General features: G+C 75.1%; 23 protein-coding genes. 8 read left to right on the forward strand and 15 right to left on the reverse strand.

Annotated elements, in window-relative coordinates; all coding sequences use genetic code 11:
• Positions 1 to 85 precede the first annotated feature (85 nt).
• From AB0H53_RS09075 to infC, 5 genes are all read right to left on the reverse strand, one after another.
• A complete protein-coding gene (locus AB0H53_RS09075) occupies positions 86 to 1,129 on the reverse strand; it encodes an ATP-binding protein (protein ID WP_362109442.1) in 1,044 nt (347 codons plus the stop codon).
• A 178-nt stretch (positions 1,130 to 1,307) separates the two neighbouring features.
• The gene (locus tag AB0H53_RS09080) at positions 1,308 to 2,162 is read right to left on the reverse strand and encodes an RNA methyltransferase (RefSeq protein WP_362109129.1); all 855 of its coding nucleotides are present in this window, start codon (positions 2,160 to 2,162) and stop codon (positions 1,308 to 1,310) included.
• A gap of 176 nt (positions 2,163 to 2,338) precedes the next feature.
• Positions 2,339 to 2,725, reverse strand: coding sequence for a 50S ribosomal protein L20 (gene rplT, locus AB0H53_RS09085; RefSeq protein WP_064068121.1), 387 nt, complete (start codon positions 2,723 to 2,725; stop codon positions 2,339 to 2,341).
• A 108-nt stretch (positions 2,726 to 2,833) separates the two neighbouring features.
• Positions 2,834 to 3,028: a 50S ribosomal protein L35 gene (gene rpmI, locus AB0H53_RS09090; protein ID WP_019884943.1), complete on the reverse strand. Its 195-nt coding sequence runs from the start codon at positions 3,026 to 3,028 to the stop codon at positions 2,834 to 2,836.
• Between the two features lie 100 nt (positions 3,029 to 3,128).
• Entirely contained in the window at positions 3,129 to 3,767 is a 639-nt protein-coding gene (infC, locus tag AB0H53_RS09095; RefSeq protein WP_362109444.1) for a translation initiation factor IF-3, read from the reverse strand.
• 360 nt (positions 3,768 to 4,127) lie between these two features.
• On the opposite strand from infC, the gene AB0H53_RS09100 reads away from it, so the two are divergent.
• On the forward strand, positions 4,128 to 4,490 hold the full coding sequence (locus AB0H53_RS09100) for a DUF1844 domain-containing protein (protein ID WP_362109132.1): 363 nt from the start codon (positions 4,128 to 4,130) through the stop codon (positions 4,488 to 4,490).
• 3 nt (positions 4,491 to 4,493) lie between these two features.
• Here the strand turns inward: AB0H53_RS09100 and AB0H53_RS09105 are convergent, their stop codons facing one another.
• From AB0H53_RS09105 to AB0H53_RS09115, 3 genes are read right to left on the reverse strand one after another with little or no spacing between them, the layout of a single operon-like run.
• Entirely contained in the window at positions 4,494 to 5,228 is a 735-nt protein-coding gene (locus AB0H53_RS09105; RefSeq protein WP_362109134.1) for an SseB family protein, read from the reverse strand.
• Entirely contained in the window at positions 5,206 to 6,414 is a 1,209-nt protein-coding gene (gene mycP / locus AB0H53_RS09110) for a type VII secretion-associated serine protease mycosin (RefSeq protein ID WP_362109136.1), read from the reverse strand. The genes AB0H53_RS09105 and mycP overlap by 23 nt, the downstream gene beginning before the upstream one ends.
• Entirely contained in the window at positions 6,411 to 7,184 is a 774-nt protein-coding gene (locus tag AB0H53_RS09115) for a hypothetical protein (RefSeq protein WP_362109446.1), read from the reverse strand. The genes mycP and AB0H53_RS09115 overlap by 4 nt, the downstream gene beginning before the upstream one ends.
• Before the next feature lie 779 nt (positions 7,185 to 7,963).
• On the opposite strand from AB0H53_RS09115, the gene AB0H53_RS09120 reads away from it, so the two are divergent.
• Positions 7,964 to 9,166, forward strand: coding sequence for an amino acid deaminase/aldolase (locus AB0H53_RS09120; protein ID WP_362109138.1), 1,203 nt, complete (start codon positions 7,964 to 7,966; stop codon positions 9,164 to 9,166).
• A 46-nt stretch (positions 9,167 to 9,212) separates the two neighbouring features.
• Here the strand turns inward: AB0H53_RS09120 and AB0H53_RS09125 are convergent, their stop codons facing one another.
• From AB0H53_RS09125 to AB0H53_RS09140, 4 genes are all read right to left on the reverse strand, one after another.
• On the reverse strand, positions 9,213 to 10,118 hold the full coding sequence (locus AB0H53_RS09125) for a DUF2510 domain-containing protein (RefSeq protein WP_362109140.1): 906 nt from the start codon (positions 10,116 to 10,118) through the stop codon (positions 9,213 to 9,215).
• Between the two features lie 126 nt (positions 10,119 to 10,244).
• Entirely contained in the window at positions 10,245 to 11,036 is a 792-nt protein-coding gene (locus AB0H53_RS09130; protein ID WP_362109142.1) for a 3-oxoacyl-ACP reductase, read from the reverse strand.
• Between the two features lie 5 nt (positions 11,037 to 11,041).
• Positions 11,042 to 12,406: an aldehyde dehydrogenase family protein gene (locus AB0H53_RS09135; RefSeq protein WP_362109144.1), complete on the reverse strand. Its 1,365-nt coding sequence runs from the start codon at positions 12,404 to 12,406 to the stop codon at positions 11,042 to 11,044.
• An 8-nt stretch (positions 12,407 to 12,414) separates the two neighbouring features.
• A complete protein-coding gene (locus AB0H53_RS09140; RefSeq protein ID WP_362109146.1) occupies positions 12,415 to 13,779 on the reverse strand; it encodes a glutamine synthetase family protein in 1,365 nt (454 codons plus the stop codon).
• A 78-nt stretch (positions 13,780 to 13,857) separates the two neighbouring features.
• Between AB0H53_RS09140 and AB0H53_RS09145 the strand changes: the two genes are divergently transcribed.
• The 3 genes from AB0H53_RS09145 (at position 13,858) to AB0H53_RS09155 (ending at position 17,099) form a co-directional block, all read left to right on the forward strand.
• A complete protein-coding gene (locus AB0H53_RS09145; protein WP_362109148.1) occupies positions 13,858 to 14,595 on the forward strand; it encodes an FCD domain-containing protein in 738 nt (245 codons plus the stop codon).
• 336 nt (positions 14,596 to 14,931) lie between these two features.
• Entirely contained in the window at positions 14,932 to 16,380 is a 1,449-nt protein-coding gene (eat, locus tag AB0H53_RS09150) for an ethanolamine permease (RefSeq protein ID WP_362109150.1), read from the forward strand.
• A gap of 14 nt (positions 16,381 to 16,394) precedes the next feature.
• The gene (locus AB0H53_RS09155) at positions 16,395 to 17,099 is read left to right on the forward strand and encodes a gamma-glutamyl-gamma-aminobutyrate hydrolase family protein (protein ID WP_362109152.1); all 705 of its coding nucleotides are present in this window, start codon (positions 16,395 to 16,397) and stop codon (positions 17,097 to 17,099) included.
• 91 nt (positions 17,100 to 17,190) lie between these two features.
• Here AB0H53_RS09155 and AB0H53_RS09160 read toward each other — a convergent pair whose 3' ends face one another.
• Positions 17,191 to 18,090, reverse strand: coding sequence for a LysR family transcriptional regulator (locus tag AB0H53_RS09160; protein WP_362109154.1), 900 nt, complete (start codon positions 18,088 to 18,090; stop codon positions 17,191 to 17,193).
• 70 nt (positions 18,091 to 18,160) lie between these two features.
• Here AB0H53_RS09160 and AB0H53_RS09165 point away from each other — a divergent pair, with 70 nt between their 5' ends.
• Entirely contained in the window at positions 18,161 to 19,276 is a 1,116-nt protein-coding gene (locus AB0H53_RS09165) for a TDT family transporter (RefSeq protein ID WP_362109156.1), read from the forward strand.
• On the opposite strand, the gene AB0H53_RS09170 is transcribed toward AB0H53_RS09165, so the two are convergent.
• A complete protein-coding gene (locus AB0H53_RS09170) occupies positions 19,182 to 19,922 on the reverse strand; it encodes a helical backbone metal receptor (protein ID WP_362109158.1) in 741 nt (246 codons plus the stop codon). The genes AB0H53_RS09165 and AB0H53_RS09170 overlap by 95 nt on opposite strands.
• Entirely contained in the window at positions 19,919 to 20,467 is a 549-nt protein-coding gene (locus tag AB0H53_RS09175) for a helix-turn-helix domain-containing protein (protein WP_362109160.1), read from the reverse strand. The genes AB0H53_RS09170 and AB0H53_RS09175 overlap by 4 nt, the downstream gene beginning before the upstream one ends.
• A gap of 317 nt (positions 20,468 to 20,784) precedes the next feature.
• On the opposite strand from AB0H53_RS09175, the gene AB0H53_RS09180 reads away from it, so the two are divergent.
• Positions 20,785 to 21,690: a 5'-3' exonuclease gene (locus tag AB0H53_RS09180; RefSeq protein WP_362109448.1), complete on the forward strand. Its 906-nt coding sequence runs from the start codon at positions 20,785 to 20,787 to the stop codon at positions 21,688 to 21,690.
• Between the two features lie 49 nt (positions 21,691 to 21,739).
• Positions 21,740 to 22,597, forward strand: coding sequence for a siderophore-interacting protein (locus AB0H53_RS09185; RefSeq protein WP_362109162.1), 858 nt, complete (start codon positions 21,740 to 21,742; stop codon positions 22,595 to 22,597).
• Positions 22,598 to 22,623 lie beyond the last annotated feature (26 nt).

The raw sequence follows: 22,623 nt of genomic DNA on the forward strand, positions 1-22,623 counted from the left end.
GCCCCCGCTCGACGACCGAGGACGCAAAGGTGCCAAAGGTCGAGTCTAACGGGGTACTGGGAGGCGGATGAGCCCGCGGGGTTCCTCAGCTCAGATAGGCCGGGGCGCCCACGGGCAGCGTAAATCGGAACTCGGCCCCGCCCGCGGGACCTCGGCCGACGGTGATGGTCCCGCCGTGCGCCTCGACGATGCCCTTGACGATGTACAGGCCCAGACCGGTCCCGCCGCGCTTGCTCCCCCGCCAGAAGCGGGTGAAGACACGCCCCATCGACTCCTCGGGGATGCCGGGGCCCTCGTCGCTCACGGTGACGGCCGTTCCCTTCTCGTCGTGGTCCATGGTGGTGGGTGCCACGTCGATGGTGACGGTTCCCTCGCCGTGGCGCACCGCGTTTTCGAGCAGGTTGCCGAGGACCTGGTCGACCTTGTCGGGGTCGGCCCACAGATCGGGCAGCGGGCGGCGCACCCGGACGAAGAACCGGTCGGGGGACTGGCCGCGCGTGGTGTGGGCCTGGACGTGGCGGCCCACGGCGGCGGCGATGTCGACGGGCTGCCGGCGCACCTCCAGCCGGCCGGAGTCGATCCTGGAGATGTCCAGCAGCTCGGCGATCAGCCGCGTCACCCGCCCCGCGTCGGCGTCCACCGTCTCCAGCATCAGCCGCTTCTGGTCGTCGGTGAACCGCTCCCACTTGGCGAGCAGGGTCGCCGTGAACCCCTTGACGGAGGTGAGCGGGGAGCGCAGTTCGTGGGCGACGGTGGCGATCAGCTCGGCGTGGCTGCGCTCGGTACGGCGCCGGGCCTCGGTGCCGCGCAGGGTGACGACCACTCTGCGGACCGGCCCCAGCGGCTGCTCGCGCACATAGCGGGCGGCGACCAGCACCTCGCGGTTGCCGGGCAGCAGCAGGTTGCGCTCGGGCTGGCCGTTGCGGATGGCGAGCCCGCCGTAGGGGTCGGTCATCGCCCACCAGCGGTGCCCCTTGAGGTCCTCCAGCGGCAGCGCCTGCTCCAGCGGGCGGCCCAGCGCCCGGGCGCGCGGCAGGGCGGTGATCCGCGCCGCGGCGGCGTTGAAGCAGACCACCCGGCCGTGCTCGTCGGCGACGACCAGGCCGTCGGGCAGGTCGTCGGGGTCGATGCCGGGCGCCGTGCCGGGGTCGGCCCAGGCACCTGCCGCACCGGTGGCGGCGGACGCGGCGCGGCCGGCGGGCACCCCCGCTAAGGCACCCCGCTCCGCCGCGGGCCTGCTCGTCCCGACCGTCATCCCGCCTCCCACCTCTCCGTCCAGCGCAGTGGGCCCCGAGCCCGCCACACTACTAGCTGAAGGTGACGGAACGGCACCCTCCGGCAGCACGCTGCGCACGTGCGGACGCGTAGAGACATACGGCCGCGGCGGTCGCGAGGTTCAGGCTCTCCGCCTTGCCGTGGATGGGCACCCGCACCACCGCGTCCGCCAGCGCCCGGGTCTCCTCGGGCAGGCCCCAGGCCTCGTTGCCGAAGATCCAGGCCGTCGGCCCGCCCATGGTCCCGGCGTCCAGCTCGGCGTCCAGGTCGTCCTCGCCCGCCCCGTCGGCGGCCAGGATCCGCACCCCGGCGCCCCGGAGCCCGGCCACGGCCTGCTCGACGGGGACGCCGACGGCGACCGGGAGGTGGAAGAGGGACCCCACCGAGGCGCGCACCGACTTGGGGTTGTACAGGTCGACGGAGGCGTCCGTGAGGACGACCGCGTCGGCGCCCGCCGCGTCCGCGCAGCGCAGCACGGTGCCGGCGTTGCCCGGGTCGCGCACGTGGGCGAGGACGGCGACCAGCCTGGGGCGGGCCCGGAGGATCTCCTCGAACGGCGAGTCCAGGAATCGGCAGACGCCGAGGAGGCCCTGGGGGGTGACGGTCTGGGAGACCTCGGCCAGCACCGCGTCGGAGGCGTGGTGGACGCGGGCGCCGGTGGCCCGGGCGGCGGCCACGATGTCGGCGTACCGCTCGGCCGCCTCCACGGTGGTGAACAGCTCGACCAGGGTCGGCTCCCCGTCGCCGCGGTGCTCGACGGCCTCCCGCACGGCCTGCGGCCCCTCGGCGATGAACCGGCGGTCCTTGCCCCGGAAGTTGCGCTTGGCGAGCCGCTTGGCGGCGACGACGCGCGGGGAACGCGGGGAGATCAGCTCGGGGGTTGCCATGGTGCTCGGCGGCTCTTTCCTGACGGGGCGGAGGGGGCTGGTGGCCTACGGGTGCGGCGGGGGCCCGGCGCGGGGGCGTGGCCGGCACCCGGGAGCCGCCGGGGCGAACGCACCGGACCCGCAGGCGCTGGGCCTGCGGGTCCGGGCATGAACGCGGAAGAACTCCGGCCTCGGGATCAGGCGGCGGCCTTCGGGGCGTTGACGTCGCTCGGGAGCGCCTTCTGAGCGACCTCGACCAGCGCGGCGAACGCGTTGGCGTCGTTGACCGCGAGCTCGGCCAGGATCTTGCGGTCCACCTCGATGTTGGCGGCCTTCAGACCCTGGATGAGGCGGTTGTACGTCATGCCGTTGGCGCGGGCAGCGGCGTTGATGCGCTGGATCCACAGCTGACGGAAGTCGCCCTTGCGCTTCTTGCGGTCGTTGTAGTTGTAGACCAGGGAGTGGGTGACCTGCTCCTTGGCCTTGCGGTACAGGCGCGAACGCTGACCGCGGTAGCCGCTGGCCTGCTCGAGGATCGCCCGGCGCTTCTTGTGGGCGTTGACTGCCCGCTTGACGCGTGCCACTTGTTAACTCCTTGTAGCGGGGCCGTGGTTGAGCTCACACGGCCCGGAAACGATTGGGTCCCGGTTTCGGGCTGCCCCCGTCACCGGGGGCGAGAGTCAGTCGGACGCTCAGATACCGAGCATCTTCTTGATCTTCGCGGCGTCACCCGGGGCCATCTCGGCGTTGCCGGTGAGGCGACGCGTCAGCTTGGACGACTTGTGCTCGAGCAGGTGGCGCTTGCCGGCGCGCTCGCGCAGCACCTTGCCGGAGCCGGTGATCTTGAAGCGCTTCTTGGCACCGCTGTGCGTCTTGTTCTTCGGCATAGCGCCGTTCTCTCCTCGTCAGTGGCGCTCCCAGCCGGTCCGCCGGACCGGCGCGGGAGCGTCAGATGTGTCGGTTGATTCCTGGGCGGTCGCCCGGGACTCAGGCCTCGGCGGCCTCGTCGGCGGGCTGGTCCGCCTCGGTGGCCTGGTCGGCCTCGGCGGGCAGACCCTGGCGCTCCGCCTTGCGGGCGGCCTGCGCCTCGCGGGCCTCGGCCATTGCCTCGGTCTTCTTCTTGTGCGGACCGAGAACCATGATCATGTTTCGGCCGTCCTGCTTCGGGTTCGACTCGACGAACCCGAGGTCCTGGACGTCCTCCGCCAGCCGCTGCAGCAGCCGGTAGCCGAGCTCCGGCCGGGACTGCTCGCGACCACGGAACATGATCGTGATCTTGACCTTGTCGCCCTGCTTGAGGAACCGGACGACGTGACCCTTTTTGGTGTCGTAGTCGTGCGGGTCGATCTTCGGCCGGAGCTTCATCTCCTTGATGACCGTGTGCGCCTGGTTCTTGCGCGCCTCACGGGCCTTCATGGCCGACTCGTACTTGAACTTCCCGTAGTCCATGAGCTTGCACACGGGCGGACGGGCGGTCGCCGCGACTTCGACGAGATCGAGGTCGTATTCCTGTGCGAGCTCCAGGGCCTTGGCAAGCGGGACAATCCCGACCTGCTCGCCACTGGGACCGACAAGTCGCACCTCGGGAACGCGAATCCGGTCGTTGATGCGGGGCTCGGCGCTGATGGATCCTCCTCGGTAGCACCACGCGACCGCCTGGCGGACGGACGCGTAACGTCTTTTTTTGAGACCAACCGCGCCGGTGCACGCAAAAATGCCCCGGACGGGACACAGGCGGGGCTCCTGATGAATACCGGAGCACCGCCGCGGTCTACCGCGGGGCGCACATCGGGCGGCCCCATCGTCCGTACGGAACGATGGCTGCCACCTGACCGGTGACCCGCCGTCCCGGAGGACGGCCAGGTGGGAGATCGGAGCCTCCACTTGTGGGCCGGTCACATGAGGTGTCCGGCCGGTCGTCACACCAGGTTAACAGCACCGAGGGGGTGGGGGCCAACCGGCGCGGGGGCCGCATATCGTGTGGGCATGAGTGACGCCACGCCGAGCAACGACGCCCCCGACTTCAACAGCATGACCCGCGACATCGCGGAGGTTCCCGCGGTCGAGGTGATCGTGACGGTCGCCGTCAACCTGATGAGCGCCGCCGCGGTCAAGCTGGGGCTCACCGAGGAGGGCGACCAGTACAAGGACCTGGACGAGGCGCGCAAGCTGATCCACGCGCTCGGGGGCCTGCTGGACGCGGGCGCCACGGAGATCAGCTCCTTCCACGCGGCGCCGCTGCGCGACGGGCTGAAGTCGCTCCAGCTGGCGTTCCGCGAGGCGTCCCTGGTGCCCGACGAGCCCGGTCAGGGCCCGGGCGAGAAGTACACCGGGCCGGTCTTCGGCTGATCCTCACCCTCGTACGTGGAAGGGCTCGCCGGGAGGCGTGGCCGAGGCCGGCAGCAGCGCCAGGTCCAGGCCCCGCACCAGGCGGGCCCTCAGTGTCTCGTCGGCCGCCAGGGCGCTCGCGACGCGCCGGACCGCCTCGGCGGGCACCGCGTCCGGGGCCAGCACCAGGGCGAGGGTGCCGTCCGCGCTGCCCGGGCCCAGGTGGGCGCGGAGCACCGCCGGCTCGGCGGCCACCACGGCCCGCACCGCCGCCGCGACGGCCGGGTCGACCAGCGGGTCGGTGCTGGTGCGGCCCTCGGCGAGGGCGAGCAGCGCCGGACCGGTCAGCTGGTAGGGCACCGGCCCGGCGAGGTCGAGCACCAGGGTGTCGGCCTTCTCGTGGGCGGCGGCCTGGAGCGCCTGGTGCAGGGGCACGGCGACCGGGCGGGCGGCCGGATCCCAGCGGGCCAGCGACTCGGTGGAGGTGAACGCGGGCAGCGCGCGGCGGTCACCCGCGGTGAGCGTCGGGACGGCCATGTCGCTGGTCTTCTCGCGGCGCAGCCCGGTCTCCTCGTCCTCCTCCGCCTCACCGAGGATGGCGACGACCGGGACCAGCAGTCGGGCGTCCTTCAGCGCGGCCAGGACGCGCGGCTCGGCGGACCGGTCCACGGCCCAGGCCGCGAGGGCCTCGGTGAGCCTGGGGTCGGCGGTGCCGTCGTCGTCGGAGAAACCGGGGTCAGGGATGTTCTTGAGCGCCACGCCGAGAGCCTATCCGGGGCTCAGCGCCGTGCCGCGCGCCCCCGCGCCACAGCACGGCCGCCGCGGCCAGCAGCAGCACGCCGGCGCCCCCGGTGACCGGGGCGAGCAGGCCGGTGCCCGCCTCGTCCGCGCGGACGGCCGGCGGCCCGGGGCCGAAGTACCGCGCCCGGTGGCCGGCGGCCCGCGCGCCGGCCCCGGGCAGCCGCGTGCCCGCCTCGATCGCGGCGGCCGGGTCGACCGTCCCGTACCCCTTGTCGTCGTCATGGCCGCCGCCCACCGGGCGGTCCCGGGCGGTGTCCGCGAGCAGCTTCTTGACCTGCGCGGGCGTCAGGCCCGGGTGCGCGGCCCGCACCAGCGCCACGGCGCCGGAGACGAACGCGGAGGCGGCGCTGGTGCCCCAGCCCTCGTAGTACTTGCGGTCGGGGTCGGCGATGACCACGTCGACCCCGGGCGCGCTGACGGTGGCGTACCAGCGGCTGGTGGAGAAGGCGGCGTGGGTGCCGTACCGGTCGACGGCGGTGACCGCGATGACCCCGGGATAGGCGGCGGGGTAGGAGATGTGGTCGCCCTTCTCGCCGCCGTTGCCGGCGGAGGCGACGACGACGGAGCCCTTGGCCAGGGCGTACTGGACGGCCGCGTCCTCGCCGGCGTCGGGGTGGGCCGACTCGCTGTCGTCGCCCAGCGAGAGGTTGATGACGTCCGCGCCCCGGTCGGCGGCCCACCGGATGCCCTGGGCGAGGGCGGTGCCCCGGGTGTTGCGGGCCTTGGTACGGGCCGGGTCGCCGCCTTCCAAAATGACCCGGACGGGCAGGATCCTCGCCTCGGGCGCGATGCCCAGGACGCCGTCCTCGCGGCCGGGGCCGTGCCCGTGTCCCGCGACGATCCCCGCCATGGCGGTGCCGTGGCGGGCCCAGGCCCGGTCGCCCCGCCGGGCGCCGAACCCGACCAGGTCCTTGCCGGGCAGCACGTTGCCGGCCAGGTCGGGATGGCTCGCGTCGACACCGGTGTCCAGGACGGCCACGGTGACGCCCGCGCCCCTGGTGGTGCGCCAGGCCTCGTCGGTGCGCAGCGCCGCCAGGCCCCACTGGCGCGAGCGGATGGTGTCGGCCTGGGCGGGGAGCGCCGGCAGCAGTGCGAACGCCGTGGCGGCCAGGGCCGCGGCGGCGGTACGGCGGAGGTGTCTCACCCGGGCTCCTCCGTGGCCCCGCCGACGGCGCCGCGCAGGCCCCGCTCGATCCGGTCGGCGATGCCCTTGGCCTCGTGGCCCAGGCCCGCCTGGGCGGGCGCGGTGGTCTGGCCGTCGGCCATCGCCTCGGCGGCGGGCTGCGGGTCGGTGACGGCACGGCCGTCGGCGAACCCGGACACCGCGTACACGACCACCGGCACCTCGGTGAGCACGTTCACCCGCCAGCTCGCCCGCTGCCGGTCGCCGAAGCCGGCGGCGGCGGTACCGGGGGCCGGCAGGGCGCGGGGCATCAGGTCGGGGCGTTCGTCCAGGCTCTCGTCGGTGAACCGGGTGTGCAGCGCGGTCATACCGGCGGCGTCGGCCTCGGTGAAGACCAGCCCGACGGTGGTCACCGCGGTGGACGTGGCGTCGGTGTAGGTGGCGCGCAGCAGACGCAGGCAGCCCACCGGCCGCAGCGCCCGGGCCAGGAGCGGGTCCAGCGCGCCCGCGCAGGGCCCGTCGGGCGCGACGGTCAGGCGGGTCCACACCCGGTCGGCCCCGCCCGGGCCGGCGCCGTCGCCCTTGAGGGTGCGCGGGAAGAGCGTGTCCACGGGAACGCTGTGCCACAGGGTGCGGGTCTGGGCGTACCCGGTGCCGGCGGCGGTCTCGCCGACCGCGTCCCCGACGAGCCAGGTCCCGGCGGCGGCGCCGCCGACCAGCCCCAGCCCGAGCACCAGGCACAGCAGGGCGGCGGCGGTCCGGCCGGCGGACCGGGCGCGGACGGGGCGCAGCCGGGTGGTGGTCCCGGCCGGGGCCTCGGGCGGCGCCCAGGCGAACCGGTCGCCGGGGCGGCTCGTGCCCGGGCCGACCGGCGGGCAGGGGACGGCGCCCGGCCCCGGCGTCAGGTCGACGGAGCCGACCGGCCGCCGGCGGGTGGGCGGCGGGCCGGCGGGCCGGGGCGGCGGGGCGCCCTCGGCGGGCCACCCGGCCCGGCGTGTGCCCGGCGGGGCGCCCGCGGCGGCGCCGCGGGGTCCGCCGGCCGGCGCGGCCGGGCCTGGGCGCGGCGGGACACCCGAACGGGAGGGGGGCACCGGACGGGCGGACGGGGACGTGGGACGGGCCGGCTCCTCGGCCGGTGCCGGTCCGGGGGCCGGGGCCGCCTGGCGGACCGGCCGGAGCCGGGTGGTGATCTCCGTGGCCGCCGGTTCCGGCACGCGGTGGCCGGGCCCGGCGGACCGGGCCGCGGGACGCGCGGGACCGCCCGGCGGTATGGGCGGGGGCGGCCCGGCGGGCGTCTGCGGGGCCGGCGCGGGGGCGGGGCGTCCGGGGGCGCCCGGGAGCGGGGCGTCCGTGACGCGCGAGGAGGAGCGGAAGGGGTGTCGTGCTTCGGTGCTCATCCGCCCCCCTCGGTGTCGTTCGTATTCGCCTTTCGGGGCAGGCCCGTTCGTAGCGCGTGGGCGTCACTTTACGGGCTCCGACCGGGTCGTCGGCAACGAGGCCGCAGGTGGGGGCGGGAAGTGACCGGAACGTCCCCCTACCCCCGGACCAGCGGCTCTGGCAGGCTCTGGCCATGACTCCGCGTGCCGCTGACCGCGCCCGGTACGACCGGGCCACCGCCCATCTGGACGCCCCGCTCGCCGTGGTCGACCTGGCGGCGTTCGACGCCAACGCCGACGACCTGGTGCGCCGGGCGGCCGGGAAGCCGATCCGGGTGGCGAGCAAGTCGGTGCGCTGCCGGGCGCTGCTGGAACGGGTGCTGGCGCGTGAGGGGTTCGCCGGCATCATGTCGTTCACACTGGCCGAGTCGGTGTGGCTGGCCCGGGCCGGGTTCGGTGACGTACTGCTGGCCTACCCCTCGGCGGACCGCGCCGGGTTCGCGGAGCTGGCGGGGGACGCCAAGCTCGCGGGCGCGGTGACGGTGATGGTGGACGACCCGGCCCAGCTCGACCTCATCGACGGGGCCAGGGACGGCGGGGGCGAGGTGATCCGGGTCTGTCTGGAGGTGGACACCTCACTGCGCCTGCTGGGCGGCCGGGTGCGGGTCGGGGCCCGGCGCTCACCGCTGCGGGAGCCCGCCCAACTGGCCGAGCTGGCGCGCTCGGTGGCCCGCAGGCCGGGCTTCCGGCTGGTGGGGCTGATGGCCTACGAGGGGCATGTCGCCGGGGTGGGTGACGCGGTCCCGGGCCGTCCGGTGCGCTCCCGGGCCGTCCGGCTGATGCAGGCGGCGGCCCGCGGGGAGCTGGCGGCCCGGCGGGCCGCGGTGGTGCGGGCGGTACGGGAGGTGGCGCCCGGTCTGGAGTTCGTCAACGGCGGTGGCACCGGCAGCGTCCAGCACACGGCCGCCGAGGCGGCGGTGACCGAGGTCGCGGCCGGCTCGGGGCTGTACCTGCCACGGCTGTTCGACCACTACACCTCCTTCACGGGGCGCCCGGCGGCGCTGTTCGCCCAGCCGGTCGTGCGCAGGCCGGGTATGGGCGCGGTGACCGTGCTGGGGGGCGGCTATCCCGCGTCCGGGGCGGCGGGCCGGGACCGGCTGCCCGTCCCGTACCTGCCGGAGGGGCTGCGCTACGACGCGCGGGAGGGCGCGGGCGAGGTGCAGACGCCGCTGCTGGGCTCGCCCGCCGACGACCTGCTGATCGGCGACAAGGTGTGGTTCCGGCACGCCAAGGCCGGGGAGCTGTGCGAGCGTTTCGACGCGCTGCACCTGATCGAGGGCGACCGGGTCACGGCGACCGTGCCGACCTACCGGGGCGAGGGCCGGACCTTCCTGTGACCGGCGTCCCCTCGCCGGCCCCCGCTGTGCGGCGGCCGGCGCCCGGTCAGGGGGCGATGGTGCTGCCGACCCCGCCGCCGGTGGGGCCGCCGATGGGGCGGATGCCCTTCGTGATCTCGTCCATGGTGGTGAGCGGCGGCGCGTCCTGGGTGGCGTCCAGCGCGAAGCGGACGACGACCGGTGCCTCGCTGCCGGCCGGTGAGGGGAAGGCCAGCGACTGGACGTAACCACCGGGCCCGGCGCCGGTGACGACCCGCCACCGGACCAGGTAGCCGGTGCGTCCCGCGACGACGGCGGGGCGGGCGGCGAGCAGCCGGTGGGAACGGATGCCGCCGTGCGGCCGGTTGCCCAGCCGGTCCTCCCCGTACGCCCACTCGGCGGCCCGCTCGATGTCCTGTTCGGCGAGCGCCTGGGGGCTGGTCGTGTCACTCGCCGGGGCGGTGCGGGAGGAAACGGTGCCGCGCGCGCAGCGGCGGCCGGTGGCGGAGGGGCAGGGTGCGTCGGCGACGGTGGCCACGGTGGGGGCGCCGTCGGTGCCGTACTCGGGCTCCCGCCAGCCGTCGAGGACGGGCAGGGTGATGCCGTTGAGCTGGTCGGCGACGGCTGCCGGGCCGTCTGCCGGGCCGTCGGACGGCGGGGCGGAGGCGGGCGCGGACGCCGGTGGCGACGCCGGCGCGGACACGGGGCCGGACGCGGAGGCCGACGGGGCGGGCGGGGACCCGGTGCCCCCGCCCGCCCCGTCGTCACCGGGGCGCAGGAACGTCGCCGCCACGGCGACGGCCGCCACCAGGACCACGCCCGCGACCGCGACGGGCAGGGCGGGCCGGCCGCGCCGCCGGGGCGGCGCGCCCGCGGGGCGGGTGTGCTCGCTCCACGCGGCGCCGTCCCACCAGCGTTCCAGGGCGGGGATGCCCGGATCGGGGTACCAGCCCGGCGGGCTCGTCATGCTCATCCGGCCACCATAGGGGGCGGTTTCGCGGCCCGTACACCGTCCCGGCGGCCGGTCCGGGCGGGCCGTTCCGGCGGCGGGTACGGGCCGGCCGGGCGCCGTACGGCACCCGGCCGCCGGGACGGGGGGCTACACGGGGGTGACGTAGGCCCCGGCGATGCCGCCGTCGACCAGGAAGTCGGTGGCGTTGACGAAGGAGGAGTCGTCGCTCGCCAGGAACGCGACGGCGGCGGCTATCTCCTCCGCGGCGGCGAAACGGCCGACCGGGATGTGGACCAGGCGGCGCGCGGCGCGCTCGGGGTCCTTGGCGAACAGCTCCCGCAGGAGCGGGGTGTCGACCGGTCCCGGGCACAGGGCGTTCACGCGGATCCCCTCCCTGGCGAACTGCACGCCCAGTTCCCGCGACATCGCCAGCACGCCGCCCTTGGAGGCGGTGTAGGAGATCTGCGAGGTCGCCGCGCCCATACGGGCCACGAAGGAGGCGGTGTTGATGATCGAGCCCCTGCCCTGGCGCCGCATGTAGGGGATGGCGGCCTTGCAGCAGAGGTACACGGAGGTGAGGTTGACCTCCTGGACCCGCTTCCAGGCCTCCAGACCGGTGGTCAGGATGGAGTCGTCCTCCGGCGGCGAGATGCCCGCGTTGTTGAAGGCGACGTCCACGCTGCCGTAGGTCTCGTACGCCGTCCTGAAGAGCCCCTCGACCTGTTCGGCGTCGGTGACGTCGACACGTACGAAGGTCCCGCCGACCTCGTCGGCCGCGGCCCCGCCCGCCGTCTCGTCGATGTCGCCGCAGACGACGTGGGCGCCCTCGGAGGCGAGGCGGCGGACGGCGGCGAGGCCGATGCCGCTGCCGGCGCCGGTGACGACGGCGGTACGGCCGACCAGGCGGCGGCAGACTGTCTCTGGGGTGCGGTCGGTCATGTGGTTCAGGCCTCCGTGCTGATGAAGACGTTCTTGGTCTCGGTGAAAGCGGTCAGGGCGTCGGGGCCCAGTTCGCGGCCGATGCCGGACTGCTTGAAGCCGCCGAACGGGGTCCAGTAGCGGACGCTGGAATGGGAGTTGACGGAGAGGTTGCCGGCCGCGACGGCGCCCGAGACGCGCAGCGCGCGGCCGATGTCGCGGGTCCAGAGGGAGCCGGACAGGCCGTACTCGGTGGCGTTGGCCAGCCGTACCGCGTCCTGCTCGTCCTCGAAGGGCAGGACGACGGCCACCGGTCCGAAGACCTCGTCGACGGCGGCGGGCGCGTCGGGCGCGAGTCCGGTGAGGACGGTGGGCGGGAACCAGAAGCCGGGGCCCTCGGGGGCCGTGCCCCGGACACCGGGCGCGTCGTCGGGGACATAGGACCGGACCCGCTCCAGCTGGGTACGGGAGATCAGCGGCCCCATCTGCGTCTTCTCGTCGGCCGGGTCGCCGACGACGACCGCCTCCACGGCGGGCGCCAGCAGCTCCATGAAGCGGTCGTACACCGTCCGCTGGACGAGCACGCGGGTGCGGGCGCAGCAGTCCTGGCCGGCGTTGTCCAGGAAGGACATGGGCGTGGCGGCCGCTGCCGCCTCGATGTCGGCGTCGGCGAAGACGATGTTGGGGCTCTTGCCGCCGAGTTCCAGGGTGACGCGCTTCACGCGGTCGGCACATGTGGCCATGATCCGCTTGCCGACCCGGGTGGATCCGGTGAAGACGATCTTGGCGACGCCGGGGTGCTCGACCAGCGCGTTCCCCGCCACGTCGCCGGCGCCGGGCAGGACCTGGAAGAGGTGCTCGGGCAGGCCGGCCTCCAGGGCGAGGCCGGCGAGGCGCAGGGCGGTCAGGGGGGTGGTCTCGGCGGGCTTGAGGATCACCGCGTTGCCCGCCGCGAGCGCGGGGGCGGTGCCCCAGGCGGCGATGGGCATGGGGAAGTTCCAGGGGGCGATGACGCCGACCACGCCGAGGGGTTCCAGGAGGGTGATGTCGAGACCGCCGGGGACGGGGATCTGCCGGCCGTTCAGCCGCTCGACTCCCCCGGCCGCGTAGTCCAGCAGGTCGCGTACGTTCCCGGCTTCCCAGCGGGCGTTGCCGAGGGTGTGCCCGGCCTCGCGGACCTCCAGCAGGGCCAGTTCCTCGCGGTGGTCGTCCACCACGGCGGCGAACCGGCGCAGCAGCCGGGCGCGGTCGGCGGGGGCGGCGGCGGCCCAGCCGCGCTGGGCCACGGCGGCGCGGGCCACCGCGGCGTCGACGTCGGCGGCGGTGGCGGCCGGGACGGTGGCGACGACCTCTTCGGTGGCGGGGTTGAGTACGTGGTGCTCGGCGGACAAGGCGTTCCTCACAGGCGTTCGAAGGAGCGGCGCAGCTCCCAGTCGGTCACCGCGGCGTCGAAGGCGTCCAGCTCGACCCGCGCCATGTTGCGGTAATGGGCGACCACCTCGTCCCCGAAGGCCGCCCGCGCGATGGGGCTGGACTCCCACAGTTCGGCCGCCTCCCGCAGCGTGGTGGGGACATGGGCGTAGTCGGCGGTGTACGCGTTGCCCTGGCACGCCTCGGGGAGTTCCAGCTCGTGCTCGATGCCGTACAGGCCGGCCGCGACCAGGCCGGCGACGGCCAGGTAGGGGTTGACGTCGCCGCCGGGGAGGCGGTTCTCGAAGCGCAGGGACCGGCCGTGGCCGACCACCCGCAGCGAGCAGGTGCGGTTGTCGTGGCCCCAGGCGACGGCGGTGGGGGCGAAGGAGCCGGGCTGGAAGCGCTTGTACGAGTTGATGTTCGGCGCGTAGAGGAGGGAGAAGTCGCGCATCGCGGCCAGTTGCCCGGCCAGGAAGTACCGCATGACCTGGGACATGCCGCCCGGTCCCGCGCCGGCCATGACGCTGTTGCCCCCGGCGTCCTGGAGGGAGAGGTGGATGTGGCAGGAGTTGCCCTCGCGCTCGTTGTACTTGGCCATGAAGGTGAGCGAGACGCCCTCCTGGGCGGCGATCTCCTTGGCGCCGGTCTTGTACACGGCGTGCTGGTCGCAGGTGACCAGGGCCTCGTCGTACTTGAAGGCGATCTCGTGCTGGCCGGGGTTGCACTCGCCCTTGGCGGACTCGACGGTCAGTCCCGCGGTGGCCATCTCGTTGCGGATCCGGCGCAGCAGCGGTTCGACACGGCCGGTGCCGAGGACCGAGTAGTCGATGTTGTACTGGTTGACCGGGGTCAGGCCCCGGTAGTTCGCGTTCCAGGCCTGCTCGTAGGTGTCCTTGAAGACGATGAACTCCAGCTCCGTGCCGGCGTGGGCGGTGTAGCCGTGTGCGGCGAGCCGTTCCAGCTGGCGGCGCAGGATCTGGCGGGGGGCGGCGACGACGGGTGAGCCGTCGGCCCAGGCCAGGTCGGCGACGAGCAGGGCCGTGCCCTCGTTCCAGGGGGCCAGGCGCAGGGTGGACAGGTCGGGGCGCATGGCGAAGTCGCCGTACCCCTTGGTCCAGGAGGACATCTCGTACCCGTCGACGGTGTTCAGCTCCACGTCCACGGCGAGCAGGTAGTTGCAGCCCTCGGTGCCGTGCTCCAGTACCTCGTCGAGGAAGAACGGCGCGGCGAACCGCTTGCCCTGGAGCCGCCCCTGCATGTCGGGGAAGGCCAGGACCACTGTGTCGATCTCACCGTGCGCGACGAGCCTGCGCAGCTCCTCGACGGCGAGCGGGGGTTTGCGGTCTGCCACGGGATTGCTCCTCCTTCGGTCAGCCGGAAGCCATAAGGTATTGCCGAAGACCATTGCTTGGGAAGGGGAAACCGCGAGGTGGCGAAGAAGACCCCGGGGGGCGGGCCGGAGGACCGGCTGGCCCCCGTACTGCGGCCGGTGCGGGCCGGCAACGGCTTCGAGGAGGCTCTGGAGCAGGTCCTCCAGGTGGTCCGTCTCGGCCTGGTGCCCGGCGGTGAGCGGCTGCCCGCCGAGCGGGAGCTGGCCGAGCGGATGGGCATCAGCCGGGTGACCCTGCGCGAGGTGCTGAAGGTGCTCCAGGAGCAGGGCCTGGTGGAGAGCCGGCGCGGCCGCTACGGCGGAACGTTTGTGCTGCACCGCGACCGCACCCCCGGTGAGCAGGAGCTGCGGCGCCGGATCGCGGCGGTGGACGTGGAGGACACCCTGCGCTTCCGGGAGGTCCTGGAGGTGGGCGCGGCCGGCCTGTGCGCCGCGCACGGGCTCTCCGGGCAGGGTGCCGAGCGGCTGCGCGCGGCGCTGGCGGCGACGCACGACGCGCCGCTGGACGACTACCGGCGCCAGGACACGCTGCTGCACCTGACGCTGGCGGAGCTGTCGGGCTCGCCGACGCTGACCGCGCAGTACGCGGCGGTGCGGGCGTCGGTGAACGACCTGCTGGACTGCATCCCGCTGCTGGTGCGGAACCTGGAGCACTCGCAGCACCAGCACACCGCGCTGGTGGAGGCCGTGCTGGAGGGGGACGCCGACGCGGCGCGCGAGGTGATGCGGGAGCACTGCGCGGGGACGGCGGCGCTGCTGCGCGGGTTCCTGGGCTGAGCGGTCGGCGGGCGGCGGCCTGCGGGCGCACGGGTGGCCGGGTGGCCGGCGGGGGCGGCGCGCCGCCGGGCGCCGGCGAGCAGCGGGCGCGCGGGCGGCGGCGGCCGGTGCGCGGTCGGCGGGCGGCGGCCCGCGGCGGCCCGCGGCCGGGAGCGACGGCGGCGGCCGGCCGGGCGCGGGGCGCGTGGGTCACCGGCGGTCGCGCCGCCGGGCGCGGAGCGCGGGTCGCGCGAGCGGGGCGTTCGCCCGAAAGTCGGGTACGGGTCTTGCGCTCGGGCCGCACCGCCGCAAAGGTATGGGTCCATTCCATTGGGCCGATGCGGGAGCTCTGCTGCCATGACGCTGGACGACACCAAGGACACCTCCGCGCCGGACGGTCCCGACGGCTATCTCGAGCGCCGGGCCCTGCGGCGCGGCAGCGCCGGCTGGCTGCTGCTCACCGGGCTCGGTGTCGGATACGTCGTCTCCGGCGACTTCTCCGGCTGGAACATCGGCCTGGCCAAGGGCGGCTTCGGCGGGCTGGCGATCGCCACCGTCCTGATGGGCGTGATGTACGCCTGCCTGGTCCACGCACTGGCCGAACTGTCCGCCATCCTGCCCGCGGCGGGCGGCGGTTACGGCTTCGCCCGCCGGGCGCTCGGCACCTGGGGCGGCTTCCTGACCGGCACGGCGATCCTCATCGAGTACATCCTCGCCCCGGCCGCGATCTCCATCTTCATCGGCGACTACGTCGAATCGCTCGGCCTGTTCGGCCTGGAGTCCGGCTGGCCCGTCCACCTCGCCTGCTTCGCCGTCTTCATCGGCATCCACCTCTGGGGGGTGGGCGAGGCCCTGCGCTTCAGTCTCGTGGTGACCGGTATCGCGGTGGTGGCGCTGCTGATCTTCGCGGCCGGCGCGTTCACCGACTTCCACGTCGCCGGGCTGGACGACATCCCGGTCGACACCGGCGCGTTCGGCGCCGGCTCGTGGCTGCCGTTCGGCCTGCTGGGCATCTGGGCGGCGTTCCCGTTCGGCATGTGGTTCTTCCTGGGCGTGGAGGGCGTGCCGCTGGCCGCCGAGGAGGCGAAGGACCCGGTGCGGTCCATGCCGAGGGCGCTGTCCCTGTCGATGCTGATCCTGGTGGCACTGGCCGCGCTGACGTTCCTCGCGGCCACCGGGGCGCGCGGTTCGGCCGCGATCCAGGAGGCGGGCAACCCGCTGGTCGTGGCGCTCCAGGGGGACGGCGCCCCCACCCCGCTGAGCCGGTTCGTGAACTACGCGGGCCTCGCCGGCCTGGTGGCGTCCTTCTTCTCCCTCATCTACGCCGGCTCCCGTCAGCTCTTCGCCCTGTCCCGGGCCGGCTACCTGCCCCGGTTCCTGTCCCTGACCAGCCGGCGCAAGTCCCCGTACCTGGGCCTGCTGGTCCCGGGCGCGCTCGGCTTCGCGCTGGCGGCGGGGACCGGGGACGGCGCGCGGATGCTCAACATCGCGGTGTTCGGCGCGACCATCAGCTACGCGCTGATGGCGCTCTCCCACATCGTGCTGCGGCGCCGCGAGCCGGACCTGCCGCGCCCCTACCGCACCCCGGGCGGAGTGCTGACCTCGTCCGTCGCCCTCGCGCTGGCGCTGTCCGCGCTGGTGGCGACGTTCTTGGTGGACAAGGAGGCCGCGTTCATCGCGCTCGGTGTCTACGGCGTCGCCCTGGCCTACTTCGCGCTCTACAGTCGCAAGCGTCTCGTCGCCGGCGCTCCCGAGGAGGAGTTCGCGGCACTGGCCGCGGCCGAGGCCGAACTGGAACGCGGGTGAGAGGAGCGACCGGGGTGCCCACAGGAGGGTCCGCCGACGCGCCCAGGCCGCTGATCGGCGTCACCACCTACCTGGACCGGGCGGCCTGGGGCGTGTGGGACATGCCCGCCGTGCTGCTGCCCGAGGGGTACCCGCGCCTGGTCCAGGCCGCCGGCGGACTCGCCGTGATGCTCCCGCCGGACGCGCCGTCCGCCGCCGCCGACGTGGTCGCCCGGCTCGACGGTCTCGTCGTGGCCGGCGGTCCGGACGTCGAGCCGGCCCGGTACGGGGCCGAGCGCGATCCCCGTACGGGGCCGCCCGCCGTGCGGCGGGACGCCTGGGAGCTGGCGCTGATCGACGCGGCCCTGGCTTCCGGCACACCGCTGCTCGGCATCTGCCGCGGCATGCAGCTGCTGAACGTCGCCCTCGGCGGCACCCTGGTGCAGCATCTGGACGGGCACGTGGAGCGGCCCGGCCTCTTCGGCCACCACACGGTCGAGCCGGTGCCGGGGACGCGGTACGCCTCGCTGGTGCCCGAGGCCACGGAGGTCCCGACCTACCACCACCAGGCGGTGGACCGCGTCGCCGGGGGCCTGACGCCCTCGGCGTACGCGCGGGACGGCACCGTGGAGGCGGTGGAGACGCCGGCCGGGGCCGGGTGGGTGCTGGGGGTGCAGTGGCATCCCGAGATGGGCACCGACACACGGGTGATGACGGGTCTGGTGCGGGCGTCGTGCTGACGGCGGGCCCGTCGGGCCGGGCGGCCGGGTGCGGCCCCGGGCCCTTCCCAGGGGGTGTCCCGCCGATCAGGCCGGATCGGCGGGACACCCCCTAGCGCCGCGCCAGCGACAGCAGGTCCCGGGCCGGTCCGGTGGGCCGGGGGCCGGTCGGCCAGACCGCGCGCAGGGCGCGGCGCAGGCGGACGCCCTCCACCGGGACCTCGACCAGGCGGCGGGACGACAACTCCTCGGTGACCGCCAGCTCGCTGAGGACGGCCGGTCCCGCGCCGCTCACCGCCGCGCCCTTGACCGCCGTCGTGGAGGCGAGCTCCAGCAGCGGCCGCGCCAGTCCGCCGTGCCCGGCGAGCGCCGCGTCCAGCACCTGCCGGGTGCCCGAGCCGTACTCGCGCAGGATCAGCGGGGTGGCCGCGAGCTCGCCGGGGGTGACCGGAGAGCGGCGGCGGGCCCAGCGGTGCGAGGGCGCGGCGACCACCACGAGCCGGTCGTGGGCGACGACCACCGCGTCCAGGCCGTCCGGGACGGCGAGGCCCTCCACGTACCCGAGGTCGGCCTCTCCCGCGAGCAGGCGTTCCGCGACCGCCGCCGAGTTGCCGGCGTGCAGTGAGACAGCCGTGTCGGGACGCTCGGCGCGCAGGGCGATCAGCCAGCCGGGCAGCAGGTACTCGGCGATGGTCATCGAGGCGGCGACCCGCAACCGCGAGTCACGCCGGTCCCGCAGGGCCTGGGCGCCCGCGTCGAAGGCCTCGGCGGCCTCCACCACGCGCCGCGCCCAGTCGGTGACCAGCGCGCCGGCGTCGGTGAGCCGGGAACCGCGCGGCGAGCGGTCGACGAGGGCGACACCGAGCTGCCGTTCCATGGAGCGGACGCGGCTGCTGGCGGCGGGCTGGCTGATGCCCACCTCGCGCGCCGCGCGCCCCAGGCTGCCGTGCCGGGCGACGGCGAGCAGCAGTTCGAGGGCACCGAGGTCGGGCACGCGATGGGAGAGGCTCATAACTCCAGCTTATGGGGTGATAGGTACAAGATCCCTGGTACGGGCGGTTCGGGGCGGCGAGGGTGGGGGCATGGCCCTCCCCGCAGCACTCCTGCTCCTCCCCCGGCGCGCCTCCCTGGCGGCCGTCCGGCACCTCGGCCCCAACTGGTACGCCCCCGTGATGGGCACCGCGATCGTCGCCAACGCGGGGGCCACGCTCCCGGTGCCGCTGCCCGGCGCGCGGACCGCCTGCGCGGCCGTGTGGACGCTGTCACTGCTGATGCTGCTGGCCCTGCTGGCGGCGCGCGCCGCGCACTGGGCGCGCCACCGCGACCAGGCCAGGGCCCATCTGCTGGACCCGGCGGTCGCGCCGTTCTACGGCTGTCCCGCCATGGCCCTGGTCGCGGTCGGCGGTGGCGCCCTGATCGTGGGCCGGGACTGGATCGGTCCGGACGCGGCGGTGGCCCTGGGCACGGTGCTGTTCGCCGCGGGAACGGCGGCCGGCCTGGTGGTGGCGGTGGCGATCCCGTACCTGATGGTGGTGCGCCACGAGGCGGGGGCGGCCTCGCCGGTGTGGCTGCTGCCGGTGGTCGCGCCGATGGTGTCGGCCGCGTTCGGCCCGCTGCTGGTGCCGCACCTGCCCGAGGGGCAGTGGCGGCCGACGCTGCTGGCCGGCTGCTACGGGATGTTCGGGGTGAGCCTGCTGGCCACGCTGGTGGTGCTGCCGCTGGTCTTCGGCCGGCTGATGACCGGCGGACCGCTGCCGGTGGCACTGACCCCGACGCTGTTCCTGGTGCTGGGTCCGCTGGGCCAGTCGGCGACCGCGGCGGGCACGTTCGCCGACGCGGCACCGGCCGTCCCGTACGCGGCGGCGCTGGCGGTGCTGTACGGCGTGCCGGTGATGGGCTTCGCGCTGATGTGGCTGGCGCTGGCCGGCGCCATGGTGGTGCGGGCGCGGCGGCGCGGCATGGGTTTCACGATGACGTGGTGGGCGTTCACCTTCCCCGTGGGCACCTGCGTGACCGGTGCCGGGGGGCTGGCCCAGCACACCGGGCTCACCGCCCTGCGGTGGCTGGCGGTGGCGCTGTACGCGCTCCTGGTGGCGGCCTGGGTCACCGCGGCGGCGCGGACGCTGCGCGGACTGGTCGGCGGAGCGCTGCTCGCAGCGCCGCCGGCGCCTCGGCCAGGGACGGCCCGTACCACGTGAGGTGCCGACCGCCGACCAGCGCCGCGGGCAGGCCCCCGAACGCCTCGGGGCCGTCGTCGGCGGTGAAGCGGTACGGCTCGTCCGGCAGCACCACCAGGTCGGCTCCGCTCCGGCGCAGCTCGTCGAGCGGGACGCGCGGGTAGCGCTCGGGGTGGTCCGCGTACAGGTTGCTCACGCCCAGGCGGGCCAGCAGGTCACCGGCGAAGGTGTCGCGGCCCAGCACCATCCAGGGGCGCCGCCAGACGGGCACCACGGCGGTGCGGGGGGCGTCGGGGGTCACCGCTGCCCAGGCCGCCTCCGCCTCGTCCAGCCAGCGCGGCCGGGCGGCCGCGCCGCAGGCGCGCAGCACCCGCTCCAGCTCGCCGAAGGCCTGGTCGAGGCCGCGGACCTCGGTGACCAGGACGTCCAGCCCGGCGGCGCGCAGGGCGGCGAGGTCGGGCTCGCGGTTCTCCTCCTCGTTGGCGACGACGAGATCCGGGCGGAGCGCCACGACGGCCGCCACATCCGGGTTCTTGGTGCCCCCGATCCGGCGGACGTCCAGCCCCACGGGATGGCTGCACCAGTCGGTGGCGCCGACGAGCGCACCGGGCACGCCGACGGCGACGGCCTCGGTGAGGGAGGGCACCAGTGACACGACGCGCGTCACGACGCCGAGCCGGTCCCGATGTGCTCGGCGACGGCGACCACGAGCAGGCGGGTGCCGGGCCCGGTGGCGCGCCAGCGGTGGCGCACCCCGCCGGACAGGTACAGGGTGTCGCCGCGTTCCAGCCGGTAGGCCCGGCCCTCGGCCTCCACCTCGGCGGCGCCGTCGGCGACGTACAGCAGGACGTCGTTGCGCAGCACCAGCTCGCGTCCCGCGTCGTGCTCGCCGGTGAACTCGTCGGCGTGCATCTGGTGCTCACCGCGCACCAGGGGGCGCACCCCGGGCAGGCCGGTGTCGTCGCCGGCGCGTACGACGTCGACGGTGCGCGTCGAGTCGGCGGCGTACAGCAACTCCACGGCCGTGGTCTCCAGGGCGTCGGCGACCCGTTCCAGCGACCGGGTGCTGGGGCGGGCGCGTTCGTTCTCGATCTGGCTGAGGAACGGAACGGACAGCCCGCTGCGCTCGGCGACCGTGGCAAGGGTGAGCGCCAGCGCTCTGCGCCTCCTGCGGACGGCCGCTCCTACCCGAAGCGTTTCCTTGTCGTCCATCTTGTGGCTCCCTCCCTCACGCACCACCTTACGCAGCGGCGGTACCACCGAGTAGCGCAACGGGGGGAATGCCGGGAAGGCGGGCCCGCGCCGGCCGGGTACGACGGCCGGGGCGGGTCGCGGGCCGGACCCGGGCGCCGGCGGGCGCGGGCCGGGGCGCCGGCGGGCGCGGGCCCGGGCGCCGGCGGTCCCGGGGGTGATCGACTTCACTCGGCGTCACCCGCTCCGCCCGGGGCGACCGCCTCCTTCCGGGGCCTCGCCGGCTCACGGTGACTGTCGGTGGGGTGCGGCATGATCGGGGTGTGACGCGACGCCTGATGCTCCTCGACACCGCCTCCCTGTACTTCCGCGCCTATTACGGCGTCCCGGACTCCGTGAAGGCACCGGACGGCACGCCGGTCAACGCCGTGCGCGGCCTGCTGGACTTCATCGCCCGGCTGGTCCAGGACCACCGCCCGGACGCCCTGGTGGCCTGCATGGACGCCGACTGGCGGCCGCAGTGGCGGGTCGACCTGATCCCCTCGTACAAGGCGCACCGCGTCGCCGTGGCGACGGCGACCGGGCCGGACGAGGAGGAGGTCCCGGACACCCTGTCGCCGCAGGTGCCGGTGATCGAGGCGGTGCTGGACGCGCTGGGCATCGCCCGGGTGGGCGTCGCGGGGTACGAGGCGGACGACGTGATCGGCACACTCGCCGGGCGGGCCACGGGGCCGGTGGACATCGTGACCGGCGACCGCGACCTGTACCAGCTGGTCGACGACGCCCGGGGGGTGCGGGTGCTGTACCCCCTCAAGGGCGTGGGCACGCTCCAGGTCACCGACGAGGCGTGGCTGCGGGCGAAGTACGGCGTGGACGGCCCGGGGTACGCGGACCTGGCGCTGCTGCGCGGCGACCCGAGCGACGGGCTGCCGGGGGTCGCGGGGATCGGTGAGAAGACGGCCGCCAAGCTGCTGGACGCCTTCGGTGACCTGGCCGGGATCCTGGCTGCCGTGGACGATCCGGCGTCCGGCCTGACGCCCGCGCAGCGCAGGCGGCTGGACGAAGCGCGCGACTATCTGGCCGTGGCGCCCCGGGTGGTGCGGGTCGCCGGTGACGTACCGCTGCCGGAGTTCGACCCGGCACTGCCCGCGCGGCCGCTGCGTCCCGCGGTGCTGGAGGAGCTGGCGGGCCGGTGGGGACTGGGCGGGTCACTGGAACGGCTGCTCTCCACTCTCCACGACTGAGGTGTTAGCTTAGGTAAGCCTAAGCAACCGAAGACACCGGGAGTGGACCGTGGTGGAGCAGCCTGCCCGTAAGGCGCCGAACGCCCGCGAGGCACGCGTCGTGCGCACCGAGCGGCTGACGCCCCACATGGTGCGCGTGGTCCTCGGCGGTGCGGGGCTGGCCGGCTTCGCGGCCGACGAGTTCACCGACCACTACGTCAAGCTGCTGTTCGCGGCACCCGGCGTGAGCTATCCGGAGCCGTTCGACATGGCGCGCATCCGTGCCGAGTTCCCGCGCGACCAGTGGCCCGCCACCCGCACCTACACGGTCCGCGCGTGGGATCCGGCCCGGCGGGAGCTGACCGTCGACTTCGTCGTCCACGGCGACCAGGGGCTGGCCGGTCCGTGGGCGGCACGGGCCCGGGTGGGCGAGACCGTGCGCTTCCTGGGCCCCGGCGGCGGGTACGCCCCGGACCCGGCGGCGGACTGGCACCTGCTGGTGGGCGACGAGAGCGCGCTGCCCGCGATCGCTGCGACGCTGGAGCGGCTGCCCGAGGATGCCGTGGCGCGTGCCCTCGTCGAGGTCGGGGGCGCCGAGGAGGAGCAGACGATCGCGGCACCGGCCGGGGTGGAGGTCCGCTGGCTGCACCGCGCCGGGCGTCCCGTGGGCGAGGCGCTCCTCGCGGCGGTCCGCGAGCTGGACTTCCCCGCCGGTGAGGTGCAGGCGTTCGTCCACGGCGAGGCGGGCTTCGTCAAGGAGCTGCGCCGTCACCTGCGTCTGGAGCGGCAGGTACCGCGCGAGCGGCTGTCCATCTCGGGCTACTGGCGGCTCGGCCAGAGCGACGAGGCCTGGCGCGCGGTGAAGCGCGAGTGGAACGAGCAGGTGGAACGCGAGCAGGAAGGCGCGCCCGCCGCAACGGCGGCCTGACCGCCCGCGGGCCGCTGAACCGGGCC

Origin of the sequence: Streptomyces sp. NPDC050856 (assembly GCF_040653855.1) — a bacterium.
Taxonomy (GTDB): domain Bacteria; phylum Actinomycetota; class Actinomycetes; order Streptomycetales; family Streptomycetaceae; genus Streptomyces.

Coding starts and splice junctions, on each gene's coding strand:
- AB0H53_RS09080 (WP_362109129.1), bottom strand. CDS start 2,162: ATGGCAACCCCCGAGCTGATCTCCCCGCGTTCCCCGCGCGTCGTCGCC.
- rpmI (WP_019884943.1), bottom strand. CDS start 3,028: ATGCCGAAGAACAAGACGCACAGCGGTGCCAAGAAGCGCTTCAAGATC.
- AB0H53_RS09100 (WP_362109132.1), top strand. CDS start 4,128: ATGAGTGACGCCACGCCGAGCAACGACGCCCCCGACTTCAACAGCATG.
- AB0H53_RS09120 (WP_362109138.1), top strand. CDS start 7,964: ATGACTCCGCGTGCCGCTGACCGCGCCCGGTACGACCGGGCCACCGCC.
- AB0H53_RS09125 (WP_362109140.1), bottom strand. CDS start 10,118: ATGAGCATGACGAGCCCGCCGGGCTGGTACCCCGATCCGGGCATCCCC.
- AB0H53_RS09130 (WP_362109142.1), bottom strand. CDS start 11,036: ATGACCGACCGCACCCCAGAGACAGTCTGCCGCCGCCTGGTCGGCCGT.
- eat (WP_362109150.1), top strand. CDS start 14,932: ATGACGCTGGACGACACCAAGGACACCTCCGCGCCGGACGGTCCCGAC.
- AB0H53_RS09160 (WP_362109154.1), bottom strand. CDS start 18,090: ATGAGCCTCTCCCATCGCGTGCCCGACCTCGGTGCCCTCGAACTGCTG.
- AB0H53_RS09165 (WP_362109156.1), top strand. CDS start 18,161: ATGGCCCTCCCCGCAGCACTCCTGCTCCTCCCCCGGCGCGCCTCCCTG.
- AB0H53_RS09175 (WP_362109160.1), bottom strand. CDS start 20,467: ATGGACGACAAGGAAACGCTTCGGGTAGGAGCGGCCGTCCGCAGGAGG.
- AB0H53_RS09180 (WP_362109448.1), top strand. CDS start 20,785: ATGCTCCTCGACACCGCCTCCCTGTACTTCCGCGCCTATTACGGCGTC.